This is a genomic window from Microcoleus pseudofavosus SVA1_A4 (assembly GCF_036700565.1).
Lineage (GTDB): Bacteria > Cyanobacteriota > Cyanobacteriia > Cyanobacteriales > Microcoleaceae > Microcoleus.
In genome coordinates this window covers 17,182-36,105 of the sequence record NZ_JAUBPE010000057.1, presented here as the reverse complement: position 1 = coordinate 36,105, position 18,924 = coordinate 17,182, and the positions used below count along the sequence as shown (strand labels likewise).

The 18,924-nt window shown below is 46.6% G+C and carries 16 protein-coding genes; 8 read left to right on the top strand and 8 right to left on the bottom strand.

The genetic code is table 11. The features are described from left to right. The first annotated feature begins 37 nt into the window (after nucleotides 1-37). Both QUA02_RS22235 and QUA02_RS22230 read left to right on the top strand, forming a co-directional pair. Complete coding sequence (locus QUA02_RS22235; protein WP_333030717.1) at nucleotides 38-2,299, top strand: AAA-like domain-containing protein; 2,262 nt, start codon at nucleotides 38-40, stop codon at nucleotides 2,297-2,299. A gap of 36 nt (nucleotides 2,300-2,335) precedes the next feature. Beyond that, nucleotides 2,336-5,788, top strand: coding sequence for a WD40 domain-containing protein (locus QUA02_RS22230; RefSeq protein ID WP_333030715.1), 3,453 nt, complete (start codon nucleotides 2,336-2,338; stop codon nucleotides 5,786-5,788). A 213-nt stretch (nucleotides 5,789-6,001) separates the two neighbouring features. Here the strand turns inward: QUA02_RS22230 and thrB are convergent, their stop codons facing one another. From thrB to QUA02_RS22210, 4 genes are all read right to left on the bottom strand, one after another. Next, nucleotides 6,002-6,934 (bottom strand): homoserine kinase, encoded by a 933-nt coding sequence (gene thrB, locus QUA02_RS22225; protein ID WP_333030713.1) that lies wholly within the window; start codon nucleotides 6,932-6,934, stop codon nucleotides 6,002-6,004. A gap of 89 nt (nucleotides 6,935-7,023) precedes the next feature. After that, entirely contained in the window at nucleotides 7,024-7,518 is a 495-nt protein-coding gene (locus QUA02_RS22220; RefSeq protein ID WP_333030712.1) for a tetratricopeptide repeat protein, read from the bottom strand. A 3-nt stretch (nucleotides 7,519-7,521) separates the two neighbouring features. Beyond that, a complete protein-coding gene (locus tag QUA02_RS22215) occupies nucleotides 7,522-8,088 on the bottom strand; it encodes a Uma2 family endonuclease (RefSeq protein WP_333030710.1) in 567 nt (188 codons plus the stop codon). A 222-nt stretch (nucleotides 8,089-8,310) separates the two neighbouring features. Further along, nucleotides 8,311-9,546: a vWA domain-containing protein gene (locus QUA02_RS22210; RefSeq protein WP_333030708.1), complete on the bottom strand. Its 1,236-nt coding sequence runs from the start codon at nucleotides 9,544-9,546 to the stop codon at nucleotides 8,311-8,313. Nucleotides 9,547-9,618: 72 nt separating this feature from the next. Here QUA02_RS22210 and QUA02_RS22205 point away from each other — a divergent pair, with 72 nt between their 5' ends. The 3 genes from QUA02_RS22205 to QUA02_RS22195 all read left to right on the top strand — a co-directional run bounded on the left by QUA02_RS22205 (nucleotide 9,619) and on the right by QUA02_RS22195 (nucleotide 11,928). Further along, nucleotides 9,619-10,278, top strand: a complete 660-nt coding sequence (locus QUA02_RS22205) for an ATP-dependent Clp protease proteolytic subunit (RefSeq protein ID WP_333030706.1) — start codon at nucleotides 9,619-9,621, stop codon at nucleotides 10,276-10,278. Nucleotides 10,279-10,577: 299 nt separating this feature from the next. Next, the gene (locus QUA02_RS22200; protein WP_333030705.1) at nucleotides 10,578-11,171 is read left to right on the top strand and encodes an ATP-dependent Clp protease proteolytic subunit; all 594 of its coding nucleotides are present in this window, start codon (nucleotides 10,578-10,580) and stop codon (nucleotides 11,169-11,171) included. A gap of 130 nt (nucleotides 11,172-11,301) precedes the next feature. Continuing rightward, nucleotides 11,302-11,928 carry a J domain-containing protein gene (locus tag QUA02_RS22195; protein ID WP_333030703.1) on the top strand — a complete coding sequence of 209 codons (627 nt, stop codon included), beginning with the start codon at nucleotides 11,302-11,304 and terminating at the stop codon, nucleotides 11,926-11,928. 31 nt (nucleotides 11,929-11,959) lie between these two features. Here the strand turns inward: QUA02_RS22195 and QUA02_RS22190 are convergent, their stop codons facing one another. Together QUA02_RS22190 and QUA02_RS22185 are read right to left on the bottom strand one after the other, a co-directional pair. Then, nucleotides 11,960-12,850, bottom strand: a complete 891-nt coding sequence (locus QUA02_RS22190; RefSeq protein WP_333030702.1) for a protein kinase domain-containing protein — start codon at nucleotides 12,848-12,850, stop codon at nucleotides 11,960-11,962. A 462-nt stretch (nucleotides 12,851-13,312) separates the two neighbouring features. Further along, a complete protein-coding gene (locus QUA02_RS22185; protein WP_333030701.1) occupies nucleotides 13,313-14,044 on the bottom strand; it encodes a DUF7873 family protein in 732 nt (243 codons plus the stop codon). Between the two features lie 475 nt (nucleotides 14,045-14,519). Here QUA02_RS22185 and QUA02_RS22180 point away from each other — a divergent pair, with 475 nt between their 5' ends. Beyond that, nucleotides 14,520-14,774, top strand: a complete 255-nt coding sequence (locus QUA02_RS22180) for a hypothetical protein (protein WP_333030699.1) — start codon at nucleotides 14,520-14,522, stop codon at nucleotides 14,772-14,774. A gap of 3 nt (nucleotides 14,775-14,777) precedes the next feature. On the opposite strand, the gene QUA02_RS22175 is transcribed toward QUA02_RS22180, so the two are convergent. After that, nucleotides 14,778-15,671, bottom strand: a complete 894-nt coding sequence (locus QUA02_RS22175) for an EI24 domain-containing protein (protein ID WP_333030697.1) — start codon at nucleotides 15,669-15,671, stop codon at nucleotides 14,778-14,780. 67 nt (nucleotides 15,672-15,738) lie between these two features. Here QUA02_RS22175 and QUA02_RS22170 point away from each other — a divergent pair, with 67 nt between their 5' ends. Further along, nucleotides 15,739-16,530, top strand: a complete 792-nt coding sequence (locus QUA02_RS22170; RefSeq protein ID WP_333030741.1) for a 2-phosphosulfolactate phosphatase family protein — start codon at nucleotides 15,739-15,741, stop codon at nucleotides 16,528-16,530. A 273-nt stretch (nucleotides 16,531-16,803) separates the two neighbouring features. On the opposite strand, the gene QUA02_RS22165 is transcribed toward QUA02_RS22170, so the two are convergent. Beyond that, on the bottom strand, nucleotides 16,804-18,189 hold the full coding sequence (locus QUA02_RS22165) for a lipid-A-disaccharide synthase-related protein (protein ID WP_333030739.1): 1,386 nt from the start codon (nucleotides 18,187-18,189) through the stop codon (nucleotides 16,804-16,806). A gap of 164 nt (nucleotides 18,190-18,353) precedes the next feature. Between QUA02_RS22165 and QUA02_RS22160 the strand changes: the two genes are divergently transcribed. Next, complete coding sequence (locus QUA02_RS22160; RefSeq protein WP_333030695.1) at nucleotides 18,354-18,917, top strand: Uma2 family endonuclease; 564 nt, start codon at nucleotides 18,354-18,356, stop codon at nucleotides 18,915-18,917. The last annotated feature ends 7 nt before the right edge of the window (nucleotides 18,918-18,924 follow it).

The window sequence follows — 18,924 nt, the reverse complement described above, 5'->3', positions numbered from 1 at the left end:
TAAGCTCCTGTATCTCCTAAGCGTGAAGGTTCCATTAATGAGTATTTCTACTCAAAATAAAAAAACTATCCTATTTTTGGCAGCCAACCCCAAAAACACCACTCCTGTGGACTTACAGAAAGAGGCGAAGGAAATTGCAGAGGGGTTGCAACGCTCGCAAAAGCGCGACAAGTTTCAACTGGAGCAACAGTGGGCGGTGACGCCAAGAGAAATGCAGCGAGCCGTATTAGATTATAAACCAGAGATTGTGCATTTCTCCGGGCATGGTGCAGGAGAAGGGGGTTTAGCCCTAGAAGATGATATGGGGCAGATTAAGCTAGTAAATGCCAAAGCATTGGCAGCTTTGTTTGAGGCGTTTAACGAGTACGTGGAGTGCGTAATACTCAACGCTTGCTATTCAGAAGTGCAAGCGGTGGCGATCGCACGTCACATTCCCTACGTGATCGGCATGAAGCAAGCGGTGGGAGATAACGCCGCACGAGAATTCGCTGTAGGTTTTTACGATACGTTGGCGGCGGGAGAGTCGATCGAACGTGCCTATAAATTGGGTTGCGTTAGCATCAGCATGGCAGGAATTTCCGAAGAACTGACTCCAGTATTAAAGAAAAAGTCTGATTTTTCTGACGAAGCAGCAGAGCGATCGCGCGATGCTTCTGTTAGCGATATCGTTGAGGAGTCGTCGCCTGCGGTGGAAAATGCGCGATCGATCGCCGCACCTCCCGTTTTGATTTCCAACTTAGACAACCCAGAAGGTTCTGTTAGTTTAGATTCACCCCTATATATTGACAGGCCTCCCATTGAATCGGACTGCTACCAAACTATTGTAAAACCCGGAGCTTTAATCCGAGTCAAAGCCCCCCGGCAAATGGGAAAAACTTCCTTAGTGCAGCGAATTTTATACCGCGCCAAGGAACAGGGATATCAAACAGCTTATTTAAACTTTCAATCGGCTGATGGCAGTTTTCTCACCCATCTTGATGAATTATTGCAGTGGTTTTGTGGTGAGATTACCAATGAATTAAATTTAGAAGATAGGTTAGGAGAATATTGGAAAGGCGTTCTCGGCAGTAAAAATAAAAGCACGAAGTATTTCCAACGCTATCTACTATCTGACAGCGCTCGACCTCTTGTTTTAGGGTTAGATGAAGTCGATCGGATTTTTCAGCATTCCGAAATAGCCACCGACTTCTTTGGATTATTACGAGCTTGGCACGAGCGGGGAAAAAATGAGGAAATTTGGAAAAAGCTGAGGTTAGTTATTTCTCACTCTCAAGAAGTTTATATTCCTCTCAATATTAATCAGTCGCCATTTAACGTGGGATTGCCCATATATTTACCTGAATTCAATCAGATACAGGTAATAGATTTAGTGAATCGACACCAATTAAATTGGTCTAATCAAGAGATTTGTGACCTGATGGAAATGGTGGGCGGTCATCCTTATTTAGTTCGAGTTGCTCTCTACCAAATTGCCAGGGGGAGAATTACCTTAGATCGCTTGCTAAAAGTCGCTCCTACTGAAGAAAGCCCTTACTGCGATCATTTACGACGGCATTTAGTTAACTTGGAAACAGATGCAGAACTAGCAGCAACAATTAGACAAGTGATTCACAGCGAACAACCTGTAGAAATTAATACCGGAGAGGCTTTTAAATTGCGAAGCATGGGGTTGATCAAATTTCAGGGAAATGCTGTAATGCCATTGTGTGGTTTGTACCGTCAATATTTTCGCCATCGCCTAGCCTCTCCTCAAGCATTTAATATACCTGCTCAATCAAGCTTGCACGTAGAGAGTCATTTAGCAGCTATTATGTTCTCGGATGTTGTTAATTCCACCGCTTTATCAGTTGCCAACCAAAAGCTGACACTAGAATTAGTGAATCGAGATTTCAACATCATCCGAGGAATCTGCGCTAAACATCAAGGCAAAGTCCTTAAAGAAATGGGCGATGGTTTATTAATTTTCTTTCCAGAAAGTGCCGTTAAAGCAGTCGCCTGTGCGTTAGAAATACAACGAAATTTCGCCGAAGCTGCTACAACCTTACCTCCGAGTCATGTCCTGCAACACCGCATTGGTATTCACTTGGGGGAAATCTTCTTTTTTAATAATGATATCAGGGGGACTGGTGTAAATTTAGCTGCTCGTTTAGAAGGGAAAGCAGAGCCAGGAGGAATCTGTATTTCTGAAACAGTTTATCAAGTCGTTAAAACCCACTCACCTTTAAATGTTATTGACTTAGGTCTGCAACAATTAAAGGGAATTCCTGAACCTGTACGGCTGTACAAATTGATTCCTTGATGCTCTGATTTTCCACCTATAAATTAACAATGACCTATGAAAGATTATCAATATCAAGTTGGAGGGAGCCTGCCTGCAAACGCCCCAACTTATGTCACTCGAAAGGCGGATGAAGAACTTTATCAAGCTTTAAAAGCCGGAGAATTTTGCTATGTTCTTAATTCCAGACAAATGGGAAAATCATCACTGCGAGTGCGGACAATGCAGCGGTTACAAGCAGAGGGAATAGCCTGTAGTAGCATTGATATCACAGAAATTGGTACCTCAGATATTACGCCAGAAGAGTGGTATGCAGGCGCGATTGATAGCATCGTCAGCCGATTAGATTTGTATGACGTTTTTGATTTAGATGAATGGTGGGAGCAGAATAGGTTACTATCGAATGTTAAACGATTTAGTAAATTTATTGAAGAAGTATTGCTCAATAAGATTTCAGGAAATATAGTAATTTTTGTCGATGAATCCGACAGCTTGATCGGCTTAAATTTTAAGATTGAAGATTTTTTTGCTGTGATTCGTGATTGCTATAATAATCGAGCCGATAAACCCGACTATCGTCGATTAACATTTACGATGTTAGGGGTGGCAACTCCCTCAGATTTAATTCAAGACAAGCGACGAACTCCTTTTAATATTGGTCGAGGGATAGAGTTAACGGGGTTTCAATTAACAGAAGCGCAACCTTTGGCAGTCGGGTTAGAAACTCGAGCAGAAAATTCGCAAGCATTGTTAGAAGCTGTTTTATATTGGACTGGCGGACAGCCATTTTTAACTCAAAAAATTTGTAGATTGCTGCTCAATCATGCCAACTCTGCATTTATGCAAACTCCCGCTGACTGGGTAGGAAATTTAGTTAGAGAAAAGGTGATTGAGAATTGGGAAGGACAGGATGAACCGGAACACTTGAAGACGATTCGAGACCGCATTTTACGCAGCGAACAGCGTGCCAGTCGGTTGCTGGGACTCTATCAGCAAATTTTGCAGCATAATCAAATAGCGACTGATGATACTCCCGAACAAATGGAACTGCGGTTAACTGGGTTGGTGGTTAAGCAGTCTGGCAAACTTAAAGTTTATAATCCAATTTATCAATCGGTTTTTAACCTTGATTGGGTGGAAAAACAATTAGCTGAGCTCCGCCCTTACAGCGAAAGTTTAAAAACTTGGATAGATTCTGATTGCCAAGATGAATCGCGACTGTTGCGGGGTCAAGCCTTGCAAGATGCTCAAACTTGGGCAGCCGATAAAAGTTTGAGCGATTTGGATTATCAGTTTTTAAATGGCAGTCGGGAAGTCCAACAACGGGAAGTTGAACGAGAGTTAGAAGCACAGAGACAAGCGAATCAAATTTTGACTGAGGCGAATCAGACGCTAATTAAAGCAGAGCAATTGGCCACGTATAAAGTCACTCAAGCCCAAAATTTAGCAAATGTCATCCAGGAAACTGCTTTTTCTAATGAATCATTTCGTTCAGGACAGACATTCCAAGCACTGTTGGAAGCATTAAAGGCAGGGCAAGCATTCAAACAACTAGATTCTTCAGCCGAGACGACAAAACATATTAGAGGACGAGTGATAGCTGCGCTGCAACAAGCAGTGTCCGCAGTAAAAGAGCGCAATCATTTGGAAGGGCATAGCAATTCTGTAAATAGCGTCGCCTTTAGTCCAGATGGTAAGACATTAGCTTCTGCAAGCAGTGACAACACCATCAAACTGTGGAACCTGCAAAGCCAAAAACCCATCGCTACCCTCACCGGGCATAGCAATGAGGTCAATAGCGTCGCCTTTAGTCCAGATGGCTTGACTTTGGCTTCTGCAAGCAGTGACCACACCATCAAACTGTGGAACCTGCAAAGCCAAAAACCCATCGCTACCCTCACCGGGCATAGCAATTCTGTCAATAGCCTCGCCTTTAGTCCAGATGGTTTGACTTTGGCTTCTGCAAGCTATGACAAAACCCTCAAACTGTGGCATCTGCAAAGCCAAAAACCCATCGCTACCCTCACCGGGCATAGCAATTGGGTCTATAGCGTCGCCTTTAGTCCAGATGGTAAGACATTAGCTTCTGCAAGCAGTGACAACACCATCAAACTGTGGAACCTGCAAAGCCAAAAACCCATCGCTACCCTCACCGGGCATAGCAATTGGGTCTGGAGCGTCGCCTTTAGTCCAGATGGGTTGACTTTGGCTTCTGCAGGCAGTGACAACACCATCAAACTCTGGAACCTGCAAAGCCAAAAACCCATCGCTACCCTCACCGGGCATAGCAATTCTGTCAATAGTGTCGCCTTTAGTCCCGATGGGTTGACTTTGGCTTCTGCAAGCCGTGACAACACCATCAAACTGTGGCATCTGCAAACCCAAAAACCCATCGCTACCCTCACCGGGCATAGCAATCCTGTTAATAGCGTCGCCTTTAGTCCAGATGGGTTGACTTTGGCTTCTGCAAGCCGTGACAACACCATCAAACTGTGGCATCTGCAAACCCAAAAACCCATCGCTACCCTCACCGGGCATAGCAATGAGGTTTATAGCGTCGCCTTTAGTTCAGATGGCTTGACTTTGGCTTCTGCAGCCAGTGACAACACCATCAAACTGTGGCATCTGCAAAGCCAAAAACCCATCGCTACCCTCACCGGGCATAGCAATTCTGTCAATAGCCTCGCCTTTAGTCCAGATGGCTTGACTTTGGCTTCTGCAAGCTATGACAAAACTATCAAACTGTGGCACCTGCAAACCCAAAAACCCATCGCTACTCTCACCGGGCATAGCAATCCGGTCTATAATGTCGCCTTTAGTCCAGATGGGAAGACATTGGCTTCTGCAAGCAGTGATCACACAATCAAACTGTGGAACCTCGAAAGCCAAAAACCCATCGCTACCCTCACCGGGCATAGCAATTGGGTGTGGAGCGTTGCCTTTAGTCCAGATGGCAAGACATTGGCTTCTGCAAGCTTTGACAACACCCTCAAACTGTGGAACCTGCAAAGCCAAAAACCCATCGCTACCCTCACCGGGCATAGCAATTGGGTCAATAGCGTCGTCTTTAGTCCAGATGGCAAGACATTGGCTTCTGCAAGCCGTGACCACACCATCAAACTGTGGAACCTCGAAAGCCAAAAACCCATTGCTACCCTCACCGGGCATAGCAATTGGGTCAATAGCCTCGCCTTTAGTCCCGATGGCTTGACTTTGGCTTCTGCAAGCAGTGACCACACCATCAAACTGTGGAACCTGCAAAGCCAAAAACCCATCGCTACCCTCACCGGGCATAGCAATCCGCTCTATAGCATCGCCTTTAGTCCCGATGGCTTGACATTGGCTTCTGCTAGCAGTGACAACACTATCAAACTGTGGATTTGGGATTTCGATAAACTAATGGCATTAGGTTGCAATTGGATTAGCGATTATCTTAGAACCAACCCGAAAGTGACAGAAGAGGATCAAAAGATGTGTGCTGATTACCTCGGCCAAAAGTCAATCAAATAGGACTTAGGCAAAAAATGCGGCTGTGGTTCCAGCAGAAGAACGCAAACTTTGCAAATTTGTCTTAATCCTGGCGATAAAGATACAGCAGGGGAACCGATTTCAATCATTCCTGCGGTTAATTGATGATTGATGGTTCTGATACCGTATAGTGCTGTTACGTTTGCCCCTACAAAAGGCGCTTATGTTGATGTTGTGCGTCCAGGAGTGGAATAATTAACGGGAGATTTGTGCTCCTTGAGTGTCAAGGTCGATCGCCCTTACATCAGCTTTCACCCCAAATTCCATCCAAGCAGCCGCCATTTCCCTCACAACCGCATCAGCATTAGTAGCATCCGTTAAAGCCAAAAGCGTCGGCCCGGCACCGCTAATTACCATTCCACAGGCCCCTGAATTCAGGGCGGCTTGTTGCACCGCTTCATATCCCTTAATCAGAGATTGCCGGTAAGGCTGGTGAATTTTGTCTTGGAGGGCGCAGCGCAGCCAGTTTTCATTCCCAGTTTCCAAAGCCCGCATCAGCAAACCGAGGTGTGCGGCATTGAAAATCGCGTCAGCCCTGCTGTAATCTGCGGGCAAAACTCGGCGCGCTTCGGCTGTAGAAAGTTCAAAATCGGGAATCGCTACCACCGGCACAATATCAGGATGCCACGGAATATCGCAAATTTCCCAGGAACCGCTTGGTGTATTGCTAGCAGCGAGGCGACATCCTCCCAGTAAAGCGGGGACAACGTTGTCGGGATGTCCTTCAAGTTCGATCGCCAACTGCATCACTTCCACCTGACTCAAAGGCGCACCGGCTAATTCATTTGCACCGACTAACCCGCCGACAATAGCTGTAGCGGAACTCCCCAAGCCTCTAGCCAGCGGCACTTGCATATCTATATGTATGGCTGCAGGCGGCGGCGATTGTTGGAGGCGATCGTATAAAGTGACAAATGCTACATAAGCCAGATTGCTTTCGTCTATCTTGACTTTGGTGGCTTCTTGGCCTGTAACGGTAATTTTTAGTTTCTCGGTTGCTGAGGGTTCGAGTCGGGAGAATTGGAAGCGGTTGTAGAGGCTTAAAGCGGCACCGATGCAGTCAAAACCGGGGCCTAGGTTGGCGGTTGTGGCGGGTACGGTAACGGTGACAGTGGAGATTACGGACATTTTTTGAATAATTAATTTGGAGTGTTTAACCGCAGATGGACGCGGATGAACGCAGATTGAAGGTATTATACTATGTTTTCAAAAGCCATTTATTCTTGCAGCAGTTGAAGATGCTTGATAGCATCTTGATAATCGTTGGTATTGCCATCTTTTTGATAGAGTTCGGCTGCTTTATGATAATCGGCGATCGCCCCCGGTTTGTCTTCTAAGAACTCGCGGACTCTGGCGCGGTTGTAGTAGGCGTCGCCGTAGTTGGGGTTGATTTCAATTGCGCGATCGAAATCTGCTTTAGCTACTGGGTAATCTTTGAGATTGCGGCCGCGGATGATGCCGCGTTTGTTGTAGGCTTTGGCGTAGTTGGGGTTGAGGCGAATAGCTTCGGTGTAATCGGCGATCGCACCTTCAATGTCTCCAGCCTCTGATTTGGCTAAAGCACTATTGAATAAGTCTTCAGCAGGATTTTGAACAATCGTTTTTTGAACTCTTAATATTGCTGAGGATTTAGCAGAGACAGCAGGGGATATATTACCAAAGATAGTAAAGATTACTAGAGTAGCAATTAAATTGTAAAATGAGGATTTCATAATTTAGGCAAAAATTAGAGCGACAGAACAACTAAAACCGGGCAACAAAGGCGAAGTTAGTTCATCATTGCTCAACAGCGTAGCAATGAGCCTTAAACTTGCTTGTTCCCTGCGATAAACTTCTATTTGCTGCAACCGCCAATTCACAATCCAGTATTCCTGTACTCCTCGTACCGAATAGAGTCTGAGTTTCAAATCTCTATCCCGTCTTTCATTGTCTGCACCGAGGGACAATACTTCAACAACTAACTCAGGTGCGGCGGTTAAATGGCCGGCTTCGTCTAGCAAGATAGCCAAACGTTCGTTGCTAATCCAAACTAAATCAGGAATAACGTTATCAGCATCCGTGAAAATGATACCTGGATTGATTCCTGCTCGTCCTAAATTAGTCTCTCGCGACCAAGTATTAAGTTCTTGGTAGAGGTTGCCTATAGCTTGTTGATGACCCCAATGCGGTGCTCTAGTCACAAATAACTCTCCATCAATAATTTCGTAACGATCGCCGTTATCTGGCAATAGTTCTAAATCGGCGGTAGTCCAGCGTACTTTATCAGATATTGTCTGGTTCATACAAGCACTCTTGATAGGTGATACAAACATTCTAAACGATCGAGCTTCTACACGCTCCACAGCTTGAAACAATCGGGCTACACTGACTTTCGCTTTCTGCTGGCGAAACTCAGAATATTGAAACCCGCCTGGGCGCGGGTTTCGTTTTTGTAGAGGCGGTTTCGCATCGCCAAATTGTCCGATCGCCCAATTTAAAATTATTTAAAATTTTAAATCACCGGATTACTTCAAAATAGTTTTAGAAGCAATGCGAGTTTTCTTGCGATCGGCTTCACTCAATTGTTCGCCAGACTGCAAACGAGTAGCAGAAGTTTGCAGCACAGTTGCGGCACTTTTATCGCCCATTTGCAGAGCAGTTTTCGCAGCAGTTTGCAGCATCGTAGCCGCGCCTGCCCGATCGCCCTGTTGCAATCTAGTTTCTGCGAGTTGAGTTTGGCGGTACTTAGCCAAAGCTAAAATGTGCTGCTGCACCGTCGGGTTAAGTGCCGGCTGATAAACTTTCAGGACATTAGCGGAAACTGCAACTGGATCGGAGAGCAAACCTTCACCGACACTCGGATCGTCGTAGCGAATTTGCAATTGCCCGATCGCCTGTGTACCTTCCGGCAACTGTCCAATATAAATATTAGCCAAAACTACTCGCTCTACATCCTTCATTAAATCTCCCAAGCGCACCATAAAGCGATCGCCCTCTTGCTGCACCGGTAATTCGATCGTATCTGGTGCAACTTGGGCGATCGGTTTAAGTTCGGCTAACCGCACTTTTGGCATCAGCGAAAATAGCAAATAAGCATTAGTCAAACCTACACCTTGGATGCGAGTAAACAACTTACCAAACTCCTCAACCGCATCTTCCGGCCGCTGAATGTGAGCCAGAGCACCGCCACCAGCATCAGCAATCTTTTCCAAAATATCCTGGTTCCAGTTATCGCCAAATCCCAGAGAATTTAAAGTCATGTTATACTCTGCAGCCAGTTTAGCCAACTTCAAACAGCGGCTGTCATCGCCGTGTTCGTTTTCGCCGTCAGTCAGCAGAAACGCCTGAGATATAGCTTCTTTTTTGCCTTTGCCCAACTCTTCAATACCTAACTTAATGCCCTCATCAATTGCTGTGCCGCCGGCAGGGCGCAATTGCTCAATTTGCCGTTTAATGTTAGCGGGATCTCCCACAATTTGATTGGGGACGAGGACTTTGGCTTTGTGGTCGAAAGCCACCGCGCAAAAGCGATCCCCGGGCTTCAACCGATCGAGCAAACGTCCGGCGGCTTGTTTGACGGTTTCCAAGGGGCGTCCGCCCATCGAGCCGCTGTGATCGAGAATCAGGCACAGGTTTAAGGGTACGCTGGAGTCGATCGAGCTTGCCGTCGCAGAGACTGAAACCGCTAGCTGGCGCTGGGTCGAGGGCGCGGCAGCGTCAAGGTTAGGGTCGTTTAAAACCGGGAGCAAACTAACTTTCATGCGGGATACCTAAAGATTGCGTTACTATTTCTTTAAGAATAACTCCATCAGTTCAGGCAACATTTCGGTTATATGAACACACCCATTAAAGCAGTGCAATCGCCATACTACGGGGACGGCAACTCTCGGACGCCGCCTCCGGATTTGCCATCCCTGTTGCTGAAGGAGCGGATCGTTTATCTGGGTATGCCTCTGGTGCCTGCGGTAACAGAACTGATTATTGCTGAACTGTTGTTCTTGCAGTACGAAGATGCGGATAAGCCGATCAAAATCTACATCAACTCGACCGGCACTTCTGGTTACAGCGGCGAACCCGTGGGCTTTGAAACGGAAGCCTTCGCTATCTGCGACACGATCAGGTACATTAAGCCGCCCGTGCACACTATTTGCCTCGGTTCGGCAATGGGCATGGCTGCGATGCTGTTAGCGGCTGGTACAAAAGGCTTTCGGGCGAGTTTGCCCCACGCTTCGATTGTGTTGCACCAACCCAAGGCGTACACCCAGGGTCAAGCAAGCGACATTCAAATTCGGGCTAAGGAAGTGCTGGCAAATAAAGCGACGATGCTTGATATTTTTGCAAGCTGTACTGGCCAACCGATCGAAAAGATTACTAAAGATATGGATCGGTTGCTGTACATGACGCCCCAGGAAGCTAAAGAATACGGTTTGATCGATCGCGTTCTTGAAAGTTCGGAAGAATTGCCTAAACCTCTGCCGGCTGGAGTCATCTAACTGGGAATGGGGAATGGGGAATGGGGAATAGGGAATGGGGAATGGGGAATAGGGAATGGGTAATGGGGAATGAGTAAGAATTAAGGGTTAATGGCTAGTAGTTTCTACCCTGATTAGTTATTCAATAGTCTTTTTATGACTAACAATTCCCAATTACCAATGCCCGATGCCCGATGCCCGATGCCCAATGCCCAATGCCCAATGCCCAATGCCCGATGCCCGATGCCCGATGCCCGATGCCCGATGCCCGATGCCCAATTGCCCGATCGCCAATTACCAACTAAACGGAGTTCCGAATTATGCCTATCGGTGTGCCAAAAGTTCCCTACAAAATGCCGGGGGGTTATGATACTCAGTGGATTAATATCTACGATCGCCTCTACCGGGAACGGATTATTTTCTTGGGCAGGGACATTGACGATGAAATTGCCAATCAAATCATCGCTGTGATGCTCTATCTCGATTCGGAAGATTCAGGTAAGGATATTATTTTGTACATCAATTCCCCAGGCGGGATGGTGTCGGCAGGCATGGCTATTTTTGATACCATGCAGCACATTAAATCGGACGTGGTGACGATTTGTGTGGGCTTGGCTGCTTCGATGGGTTCTTTCCTGTTAGCTGCCGGTGCGAAAGGAAAACGGTTAGCTTTGCCTCACTCGCGAATCATGATTCACCAGCCTTCTGGGGGCACGCGGGGACAAGCAACGGATATTCAGATTGAGGCGAAAGAGATTCTGCGGCTGCGCCACCAACTGAATAATATCTATGCTAAGAATACTGGCAAGCCGATCGAGAAAATCGAGAAGGACATGGATCGCGACTATTTCATGTCCGCTGAGGAAGCCCAGGAATACGGCTTGATTGACAGAGTGATCGAAGATCGTCCGTAAGTTATTTTTTCGCTTCAGTAGTGCGGGCAACCCTCGCACTACAACCTAGTTCGCAGTAAATTTTGGCAGAATCTTTACATTTAAGGATTCTGCCATATTTAATGGTATTATAAACGCTCATTCATGCTAAATGGATATTGCAGATTATTACCGACAGTTAGGACTGAGGTCGGGTGCGAGTTTATCGCAAGTTAAGACCTCTTATCGGCAGTTAGCGAGACAGTATCACCCCGATGTGAATCCGGGAAACGAACAGGCTAAGAATAAGTTTATTGCTATTACTGAGGCTTATAAGTTCCTGGTGAATATTGCCCCCCCCGATGTTGCGGAGTCGAAAGTTGCCAATTCAACTGTGCCGCCTACTTCGACAGCGCCGGATCTGGGGGTGAAAGCTCAACCGCAGGCAGTTAAGGTGACTCGAAAAGAGCCGCGGGTTCAATCTAATGCGGATCTGTCGGCGGCGGAACAAAAGTTAAAGCAAGATGCTTATTTTGAGCTGCAGCAGTTGCTAAAATATCAGAGGTTTCCACGGGCGATCGCCTTGATTGAAGGTTTGGCACAGCGGGTTCCCGAAGATTTGGAGGTGCGTCAGTGGCAGGCGATCGCCTATCAGCGCTGGGGACGGCATTTGATCGGGGAAAAGCAGGTTGATAAGGCGAGAATTTATTTGAAAAAGGCTGTGAAAACTGACCCTCACAATCGGGCTTTGTGGGCGGAAGTTGAGCGGGATTTTCGCAGGTTGGAACAGATTTATTGAAGCGATGTTGCGTCCCCCTTTTTCAGGGGTCTCAGTCGTAAATTTTTAATTTTTCTAAAATAACTTGGGTATTTTCGGGTCGGTTTTCCGGTAGCGGTTCCATCAATTCGTCGATCGAGTTTACGAGTAACTGGTCAATATCTACAGCTTGGTTCCTCCAATTAATTTTACCAGTTTTTTCATTAACGGGAAAGTCGATCGGCTGTATGCCTGTTAATAAATGTACAAAAGTACGCCCCAGGGCAAAAAAGTCCGATCGCACTTCAGCTTTACCTGCAATTTGTTCCGGCGCGCAGTATCCAGCAGAACCTATGGGTGCGGTATCTATCTCTGCTTCTGTTGCGGCGCCGAAGTCAATTAATCTCAATTTCCCATTGGCTTCAACCATCAGGTTGGATGGCTTAATATCCCGATGCACTAAATGATATTTGTGGATTTCCTGCAAAATATGAAGCATTTGTTGCAGCCAATCAATAGCTAGTTGTTGAGAAACGTACTGGTTTTTAGTTAAGAATTCTGCCAAGTTTTCTCCGCTAATTTTTTCCATTACCAAACAAGACAATTTCTGGAAGTTATTGAGGAGTGGAATTTGGAAATAACCGTCGGGTTCGACTTGGGGAACTGCGCCCATTCCCGCCAGCCAAATCAAAACTCGCGCTTCTTGCTTGAACAAGCGAACTAAATCAGGATTGTGGGTGTGTTTCAAGACTTTTAAAACTTTGACAGTCCCCCATTCGTTTTCCCCTGTTCCCAAATCTTCAACTTCAAAGATGTCTGTGGGGCGTGCGGGATTGGGCGATCGCACTGGTTTAAGGATGCGGTAGCGATCGCCAATTAACAAAGCCGTACCGCAAGCCTGACAATTTTGAGCAGCAACAGGGTTTTCGCGTTGTTCGCATTGAGGATTGATGCAGTAAATCATCTGTCTTGATGCGTCCAGGACTGACGGATTTAACAAATTGATTCAATTATTAGCATAAAACCCAGCAGTTCTGACCTTACTACTGGGTTTATATTTACCGCCCATTTGCGCACGCTATCACATTTAAGTCAAGGATTTAAGATTAATAGCATCGCGCTCTACCGATTGAGCTACTCCCCAGCGTTTGGTTGAGGAGGCTGGAGTTGAACCAGCAACATCGATGATGTGATTTTCCTGACATTTGTTTTAGCGATCGGCGGAGAATGCTGAGTTTTGAGTAATAACTTGCTGTTGAATTTGTACGCAATGCTGCCTCTGCCAATTGGGCTACCCCCCTATTTTGGTTAGAAGGGACAGGAGTCGAACCTGTACTGTCACATTTGTACGGTTTAAGTTGAAGTTTGAGATTGAACTTGTACTCTGTTTATATCTTAAACCATAACTATCAAAAAAAGCAAGCAATTAGCGGAAAATAAACTGAAAAATTCGCTCTCCCACTCTCTGTTCCTCAACTTCTGAATTGTTAGCTTCTTCGCGGGCGAACATAACAGCTTGCTGCAAGATTTCCACCCTTTGCAGCAACTCATTGATCCGCCGCGCTGGCAAAGATCCAGAAAACTTGACAGTCCGCCAGTAGCCGATCGTAATATCTTCGTAATAAACATCGACTTGCGCCGGATGGTGTTCGGTAGCTTCAGCTTTAACGTGATTGCGCGGAGTTTTAAAAGTCTTGAGAGTTTGCACCGGTTCTGTGGCCCAGCAGTCGGCCGAAGCATCGAAGTTCCAAGTCTCGGAAGCATCTAAAACTGGAAGTTTTTTGATGAATGCTTGCAAATCTGCTAACTGCTTTTCAATGAATAGCAAATAGCTGACGGGAACTTGGCTCAAAAGCACATTTCCGTCTACAGTCACGTCCGCGCGGGCGCTACAATTTGTCCAATCTTTGGTTGCGGTTACGTCGAAGAGTTTGGTCAAAACTTCAGTTGTTTTGCGGATAATCTCTTCGGCTTTGACTTCAACTTTTTTGGACTCGGGCGGCAGTTGTTCGCCTTCTTCGTCTTTGGGACGGTAAGTGCGGGAGATTCCAGAAAGCACAGCGGGCTTCTGGAGCGCTTTTTGAGCTTCTGCTAGTTCTTGGACGGAGCGGCTTTTGATGCCTTTTTCGATCGCAATAATCTGATTTAAGCGTGCCATTGTTCGATTTTATTGACGCTGAACTCACATCAAGTCCGGTTGATTTTGATAATCAAATTGTTTGTCCTGTGGCTTTTAGGGCTTTGAGGACTTCAGTCCTCAGTACAAACCTCACGATCGTTCTTTAACCAGACTTGTTCCTTTTGTAGTATTACATAATTCAATAAAAATTACAAGGTTTTTTTTTGTAGGCGCGGTGCCAAGAGATCCCGCCGCTACCCGTGCCCAGCAATTTATATCTCAAAAAATCGGCAAAATCTCTAGCGTCGCTGCCAAAGTGTAGCAAATATAACTCTTTGTCAGCGCTCCAACTACCTCTTGAGATAGATGTGCAAATACCTCCTGAAGAGTGTTGCCATATCGGGAAACATTTCTTAACATATAGATAACAAAGGGAATCCGAGGAGACACCAAAAATCCTTAAGCCCTTGGGGTGCCCGGTTAATCAGACTTTTCGCAAACAAGGGCTAAATCAATGAACAAGCAGCAAAACTCCGAAGTTTCAGCATTTTTTTCCATGCTCCAAAAAGGCATTTGGCTGTTTGGGATTCTCTCTTGGATATTCGGGCTGACAGATAGAACTATTGCACTATTGTCTGACGGATATTTGTCGGCGGTTGATATTGTCCAGCTATTTACAGCTTCATTCTTCTTCGTTAGTTGGCTGTTTTTAAGCCCGTTTCTGCGTCTTAACTCCCAGATTCAGCCGAAGGGAGAAGCCTCTCCCTAGTGTTTAATTGGTCATGTTAGTTTCTCGATCGCTATGAGTTTCTTCTGGGGCAAAGCGGACCGGCCAAATGCGATCGCAGAAAAACAAAGTTCCCGCCGTCACGCACAGCGGAATCGCCAACAGATTCAACAGCGGAATGCTCACCAAACCCAAACAAACCACACCAAAACTCCCGCTGGCCGGCAAACTCGCCCAAATTATCTCCAACTTCTCCTTAAAAGGTCGCCTCCGCCTCTCCAAAGGTGCATCTAAAAAGTCCAAACAGACAATAGTCGCGCCCAAAGCTACGCCACCCAAACTGCTAAGAATAGAGCCGACGCCAGGGAGAAAATTCAGCAGCAGCAGCGGTATCCCGATGCTCAACAAAATTTGTAGTTTTCGCAGTTCAAAGGCGATCGCCCTTTGAATATCCCGCAAACTACTCGCCAAATTCATTGGTGCTTCTGCGGGCAATTGACCGTTCCGCAGCAGTTCCAATTGTTCCGAAAGTTTGCCGTACCAGGGCGAACCTAAAATCACGCCAAACTGCACTAACAAAAATCCGATTATCAGCAAAAGTCCTGACACTAGGAGTACCCGCAGCAGCCAGCCGAAAGCGACTGTTAACGCGCCGAGAAAGCTCAGCCAAGCTGGCCAACTCGCAATTAAAGCATTAAATCGGACGGACAAATCGGCAACCAAAACGTCTATGCCTGCCAAACTGGGAAATAGCAAGCTTAAATAAAGACCGATACCAATTATAAAATTTAGTACCACGGGAACTAATACATAACTCCACAGCTTGGGAGTTTGCCAAATCAGCGTGAAAGCTCGAAAAGGATAGGTAAAACCTGCCAGAAGTCCGAGGGGCGCGGTAATGGCGGCTTGGGCGGGATTTGAATCGATCTGTTTTGACATATCAGCCATGAGAGCGTCACTTTCTATTATTATTGCCTATGAGGATTTATTGCAGGTAGCCCCAAAAGTGAAGCTTTTTATTTACCATACCCCGGAACTTACGCCAACTGACAAAATGCCGGCTTGCGCGATCGCAGTTGATGTGCTGCGGGCGACTACGACAATGGCAACTGCCCTGAATAATGGGGCGGAAGCTGTCCAAGTTTTCAGCGACTTAGATAAGCTGATGGCAAGCAGCGAAAAATGGCCTGCAGATAAGCGGATTCGCGCTGGAGAGCGCGGCGGCGGCAAAGTTGACGGATTTGACATGGGGAATTCCCCCTTCGACTGCACGCCAGAAAAGGTGGCTCTTAAGCGAATTTTTATCAGCACAACTAACGGTACTCGGGCTCTTGAGCGAGTGCAATCTGCTGCAACTGTGTTAACGGCGGCTTTGATTAACCGCAAATCTGTGGTGCAGTTTTTGTTAAGTAAACAGCCGGAAACTATTTGGATTGTGGGTTCTGGTTGGGAAGGGAGTTATTCGTTGGAAGATACGGTTTGTGCTGGTGCGATCGCCCAAAGTCTCCTAGCAGAAAGCGGTATTCCTGCGAGCGATTTTGCTGGTAACGATGAAGTATTTGCTGCTATTGCTCTTTATTTGCACTGGCAAGATCGGTTGCACGAATTGTTGGAAAAAGCCAGTCACGGCCAGCGCCTCCTCGGTTTAGGTGTTATTGAAGATTTAAAATATTGCGCGCAAACGGATACTTTGGATGTGCTGCCGGTGCAGCGAGAACCGGGAGTTTTGGTTAAGTCGGATTTTAAAATTCCTCAGACTGATTTCTGGGTTCAATCTTCAGAAAAAACGGCAAATTGAAATTTTCTGCGAGTCAAGTATTAGTAAGGTGCGCAATGCGCACCCTACGGAAGTTATATCAATTCCGGTAACACCGGAATGATATAAACGCAGGACACGGCAGTGCCGTTTCCCTACCCCGATTAATTGTAGGGAAACGGCACTGCCGTGTCCTGATTGTGGGTAATATAATTCCGATGCAACCGGATTTGATATTAGTAGTTAGTGCACAAGATTTTTTTAAAAGAAACTAGAATTAAAGATATTCGGTAGGGACGCAACATTGTTGTGTCCCTAGTGTACGGTCGGCGATTGAGAATTGCTGTCTTCACCGCCGAACCGCTGAATTAAACACTCGGCAATTCTGGCTGCTGCACCGGATTCTCCCATGCGGCGCCAGCCATTTTCAGCGATTAGCTGCAACCTGTCGGGGTCGCGGAACAAAGACTGCACGGCGCCGGCAACTTCGACGGGATGTTTGACTAAAATTAATGAGGGGCCTAACAGGCGACTTTGAGCTTCTGCAAAAGCGGGAGTAAATTGCGGGCCGTTTCCGGGAATGGCGATCGCCGGTTTTCCTAAACCTACAAACTGTTCTGTAGCCGTTCCGGCCATTGCTATTGCTAAATCGGCTTCGTACAAACAATCGTTAAAACTTTGCTGAGTCAAAATCATCGTGGCGTTTCTCTGCACAAATGTCAAGGGCAATAGCAAATTAGGAGATTCTTTCTGAATTTCTTGAGCGCTAGAAACAGGAGGTCGCAAAATACTTCCTTCTCGCCGCTGCGTTCTAATTTCGCCGTCTTGTCGCCAGCCGAAAAATTCTAAACTAGGTCGCAAAGCTTCTAGATTTAACTCTCTTGAAATCGCTCCAAAAAATAACAATTTGCGATCGGCAAACAGCGACAAAATTCCGGCTACAGCCTCTACTATTAGCAGCCAATTAGCATAGGCTTCCGGCGCTCTAGAACCGGGGAGTAAGGTGATGACGAGCGCTCGCTCCATTTCCCGAAACTCTGCGTCAGGGCCGTAAAAACCGGCGGGATTTTCCGGTTCGAGTCCGTCCATCATTGGGTTTCCGAGATTGTAAGCCGGAATTCCCAGCTTTTGTAAGGTCTCGGCAGTCAGCGCGTCCCTGGCAAAAACGGCCCGACAGCGCAATCGAGTCATCAACCAGCGCTCCCAAGGGAAATAAACCGATCGCGACCAACCCCACCAACCAAAGGCGCGGGATTTGCGAGTTAGAGGCCCGTTTTCGTCCCGCAAATAATACTCGGACTTGGCCGTACCGACAAAAGCATAGGGCGCGCCGCTCAGCCAAGCAAACAGCAGAGGTACAATATCCCCGCAGGCTAAAATAACGCCCTCTTGATTCCCAGATTGTTTTTGCGTCCGCACCCAAGCGCGGATGGCTTTAAACTGAGCTAGGGTCAACTGAAGCAGCCCGCCTTTGACATCGCGCAAAAATTCTCTTCTATCCATGTAAATAAATCCGCCCGAAGGCATCCGCTGCACCGGGCCGATGATGCGGGCGTTTTCTAGTTGAGCGAAAGCTTGCCCTTCGCCCACTAGCGGAAACACGGCTAATTCTGGGGGATGCGGGTGCTGTTGCAGTTCCTGCAAGATGCGAAGGGCGATCGCGTCTTCTCCGTGGCCGTTACTGAGGCAAAGTATTTTCAATCCCAAATCTCTCAAAAACTGTCTCTGAATATATAGAAGCAAGATTAGCCGCAGGATGCAAGGTGGTATAGCCGAAGGAAGAAGTAAGTCGATCGACGATCGCGCGAGTCGGGCAATTTTTGGTAAAATAGCAGGTGAAACTCCTATTTTAGAGGTAAAATCGGATGGTACAAACCCTGCCAAAATCTCTGACACTCGAAGAGTTTCTGAAGTTGTCAGAAACCAAACCAGCCAGCGAGTACATTGACGGTGAAATCATTCAAAAACCCCTGCCTCAAGGAGAACATAGTGTCATTCAAGGCGAGTTGACAAGCGCTGCTAATACTGCTCTCAAACCTCAAAAGGTGGCGCGAGCATTTCCAGAACTACGGTGCATTTTTGGCGGTCGAGCGATCGTTCCCGACGTGACTGTATTCACTTGGGAGCGCATTCCCCGCAAAGAAAATGGTGGTGTGGCAAATGTGTTTGCGATCGCCCCGGATTGGACAATTGAAATCCTATCCCCCGACCAAAGCCAAACTAAAGTTACTAAAAATATTTTACATTGTCTCAAACACGGAACTCAAATGGGTTGGTTAATCGATCCAGAGGAGCGATCGGTTTTTGTATATCGGCCGACTCAATCAACGGAGGTGTTTGACGAGCCGGAACAGTTATTGCCCGTGCCATCTTTTGCCAGGGAATTGCAACTGACAGTAGGAGAATTATTTGGTTGGCTATTAGAGTGATATCATG

What these genes read in the sequence shown, in the direction of transcription:
- QUA02_RS22235 (WP_333030717.1), top strand. Translation starts at nt 38, where the DNA reads ATGAGTATTTCTACTCAAAATAAAAAAACTATCCTATTTTTGGCAGCC.
- QUA02_RS22200 (WP_333030705.1), top strand. Translation starts at nt 10,578, where the DNA reads ATGCCTATCGGTGTGCCAAAAGTTCCCTACAAAATGCCGGGGGGTTAT.
- QUA02_RS22195 (WP_333030703.1), top strand. Translation starts at nt 11,302, where the DNA reads ATGGATATTGCAGATTATTACCGACAGTTAGGACTGAGGTCGGGTGCG.
- QUA02_RS22210 (WP_333030708.1), bottom strand. Translation starts at nt 9,546, where the DNA reads ATGAAAGTTAGTTTGCTCCCGGTTTTAAACGACCCTAACCTTGACGCT.
- QUA02_RS22160 (WP_333030695.1), top strand. Translation starts at nt 18,354, where the DNA reads ATGGTACAAACCCTGCCAAAATCTCTGACACTCGAAGAGTTTCTGAAG.
- thrB (WP_333030713.1), bottom strand. Translation starts at nt 6,934, where the DNA reads ATGTCCGTAATCTCCACTGTCACCGTTACCGTACCCGCCACAACCGCC.
- QUA02_RS22175 (WP_333030697.1), bottom strand. Translation starts at nt 15,671, where the DNA reads ATGTCAAAACAGATCGATTCAAATCCCGCCCAAGCCGCCATTACCGCG.
- QUA02_RS22180 (WP_333030699.1), top strand. Translation starts at nt 14,520, where the DNA reads ATGAACAAGCAGCAAAACTCCGAAGTTTCAGCATTTTTTTCCATGCTC.
- QUA02_RS22205 (WP_333030706.1), top strand. Translation starts at nt 9,619, where the DNA reads ATGAACACACCCATTAAAGCAGTGCAATCGCCATACTACGGGGACGGC.
- QUA02_RS22185 (WP_333030701.1), bottom strand. Translation starts at nt 14,044, where the DNA reads ATGGCACGCTTAAATCAGATTATTGCGATCGAAAAAGGCATCAAAAGC.
- QUA02_RS22220 (WP_333030712.1), bottom strand. Translation starts at nt 7,518, where the DNA reads ATGAAATCCTCATTTTACAATTTAATTGCTACTCTAGTAATCTTTACT.
- QUA02_RS22230 (WP_333030715.1), top strand. Translation starts at nt 2,336, where the DNA reads ATGAAAGATTATCAATATCAAGTTGGAGGGAGCCTGCCTGCAAACGCC.
- QUA02_RS22215 (WP_333030710.1), bottom strand. Translation starts at nt 8,088, where the DNA reads ATGAACCAGACAATATCTGATAAAGTACGCTGGACTACCGCCGATTTA.
- QUA02_RS22190 (WP_333030702.1), bottom strand. Translation starts at nt 12,850, where the DNA reads ATGATTTACTGCATCAATCCTCAATGCGAACAACGCGAAAACCCTGTT.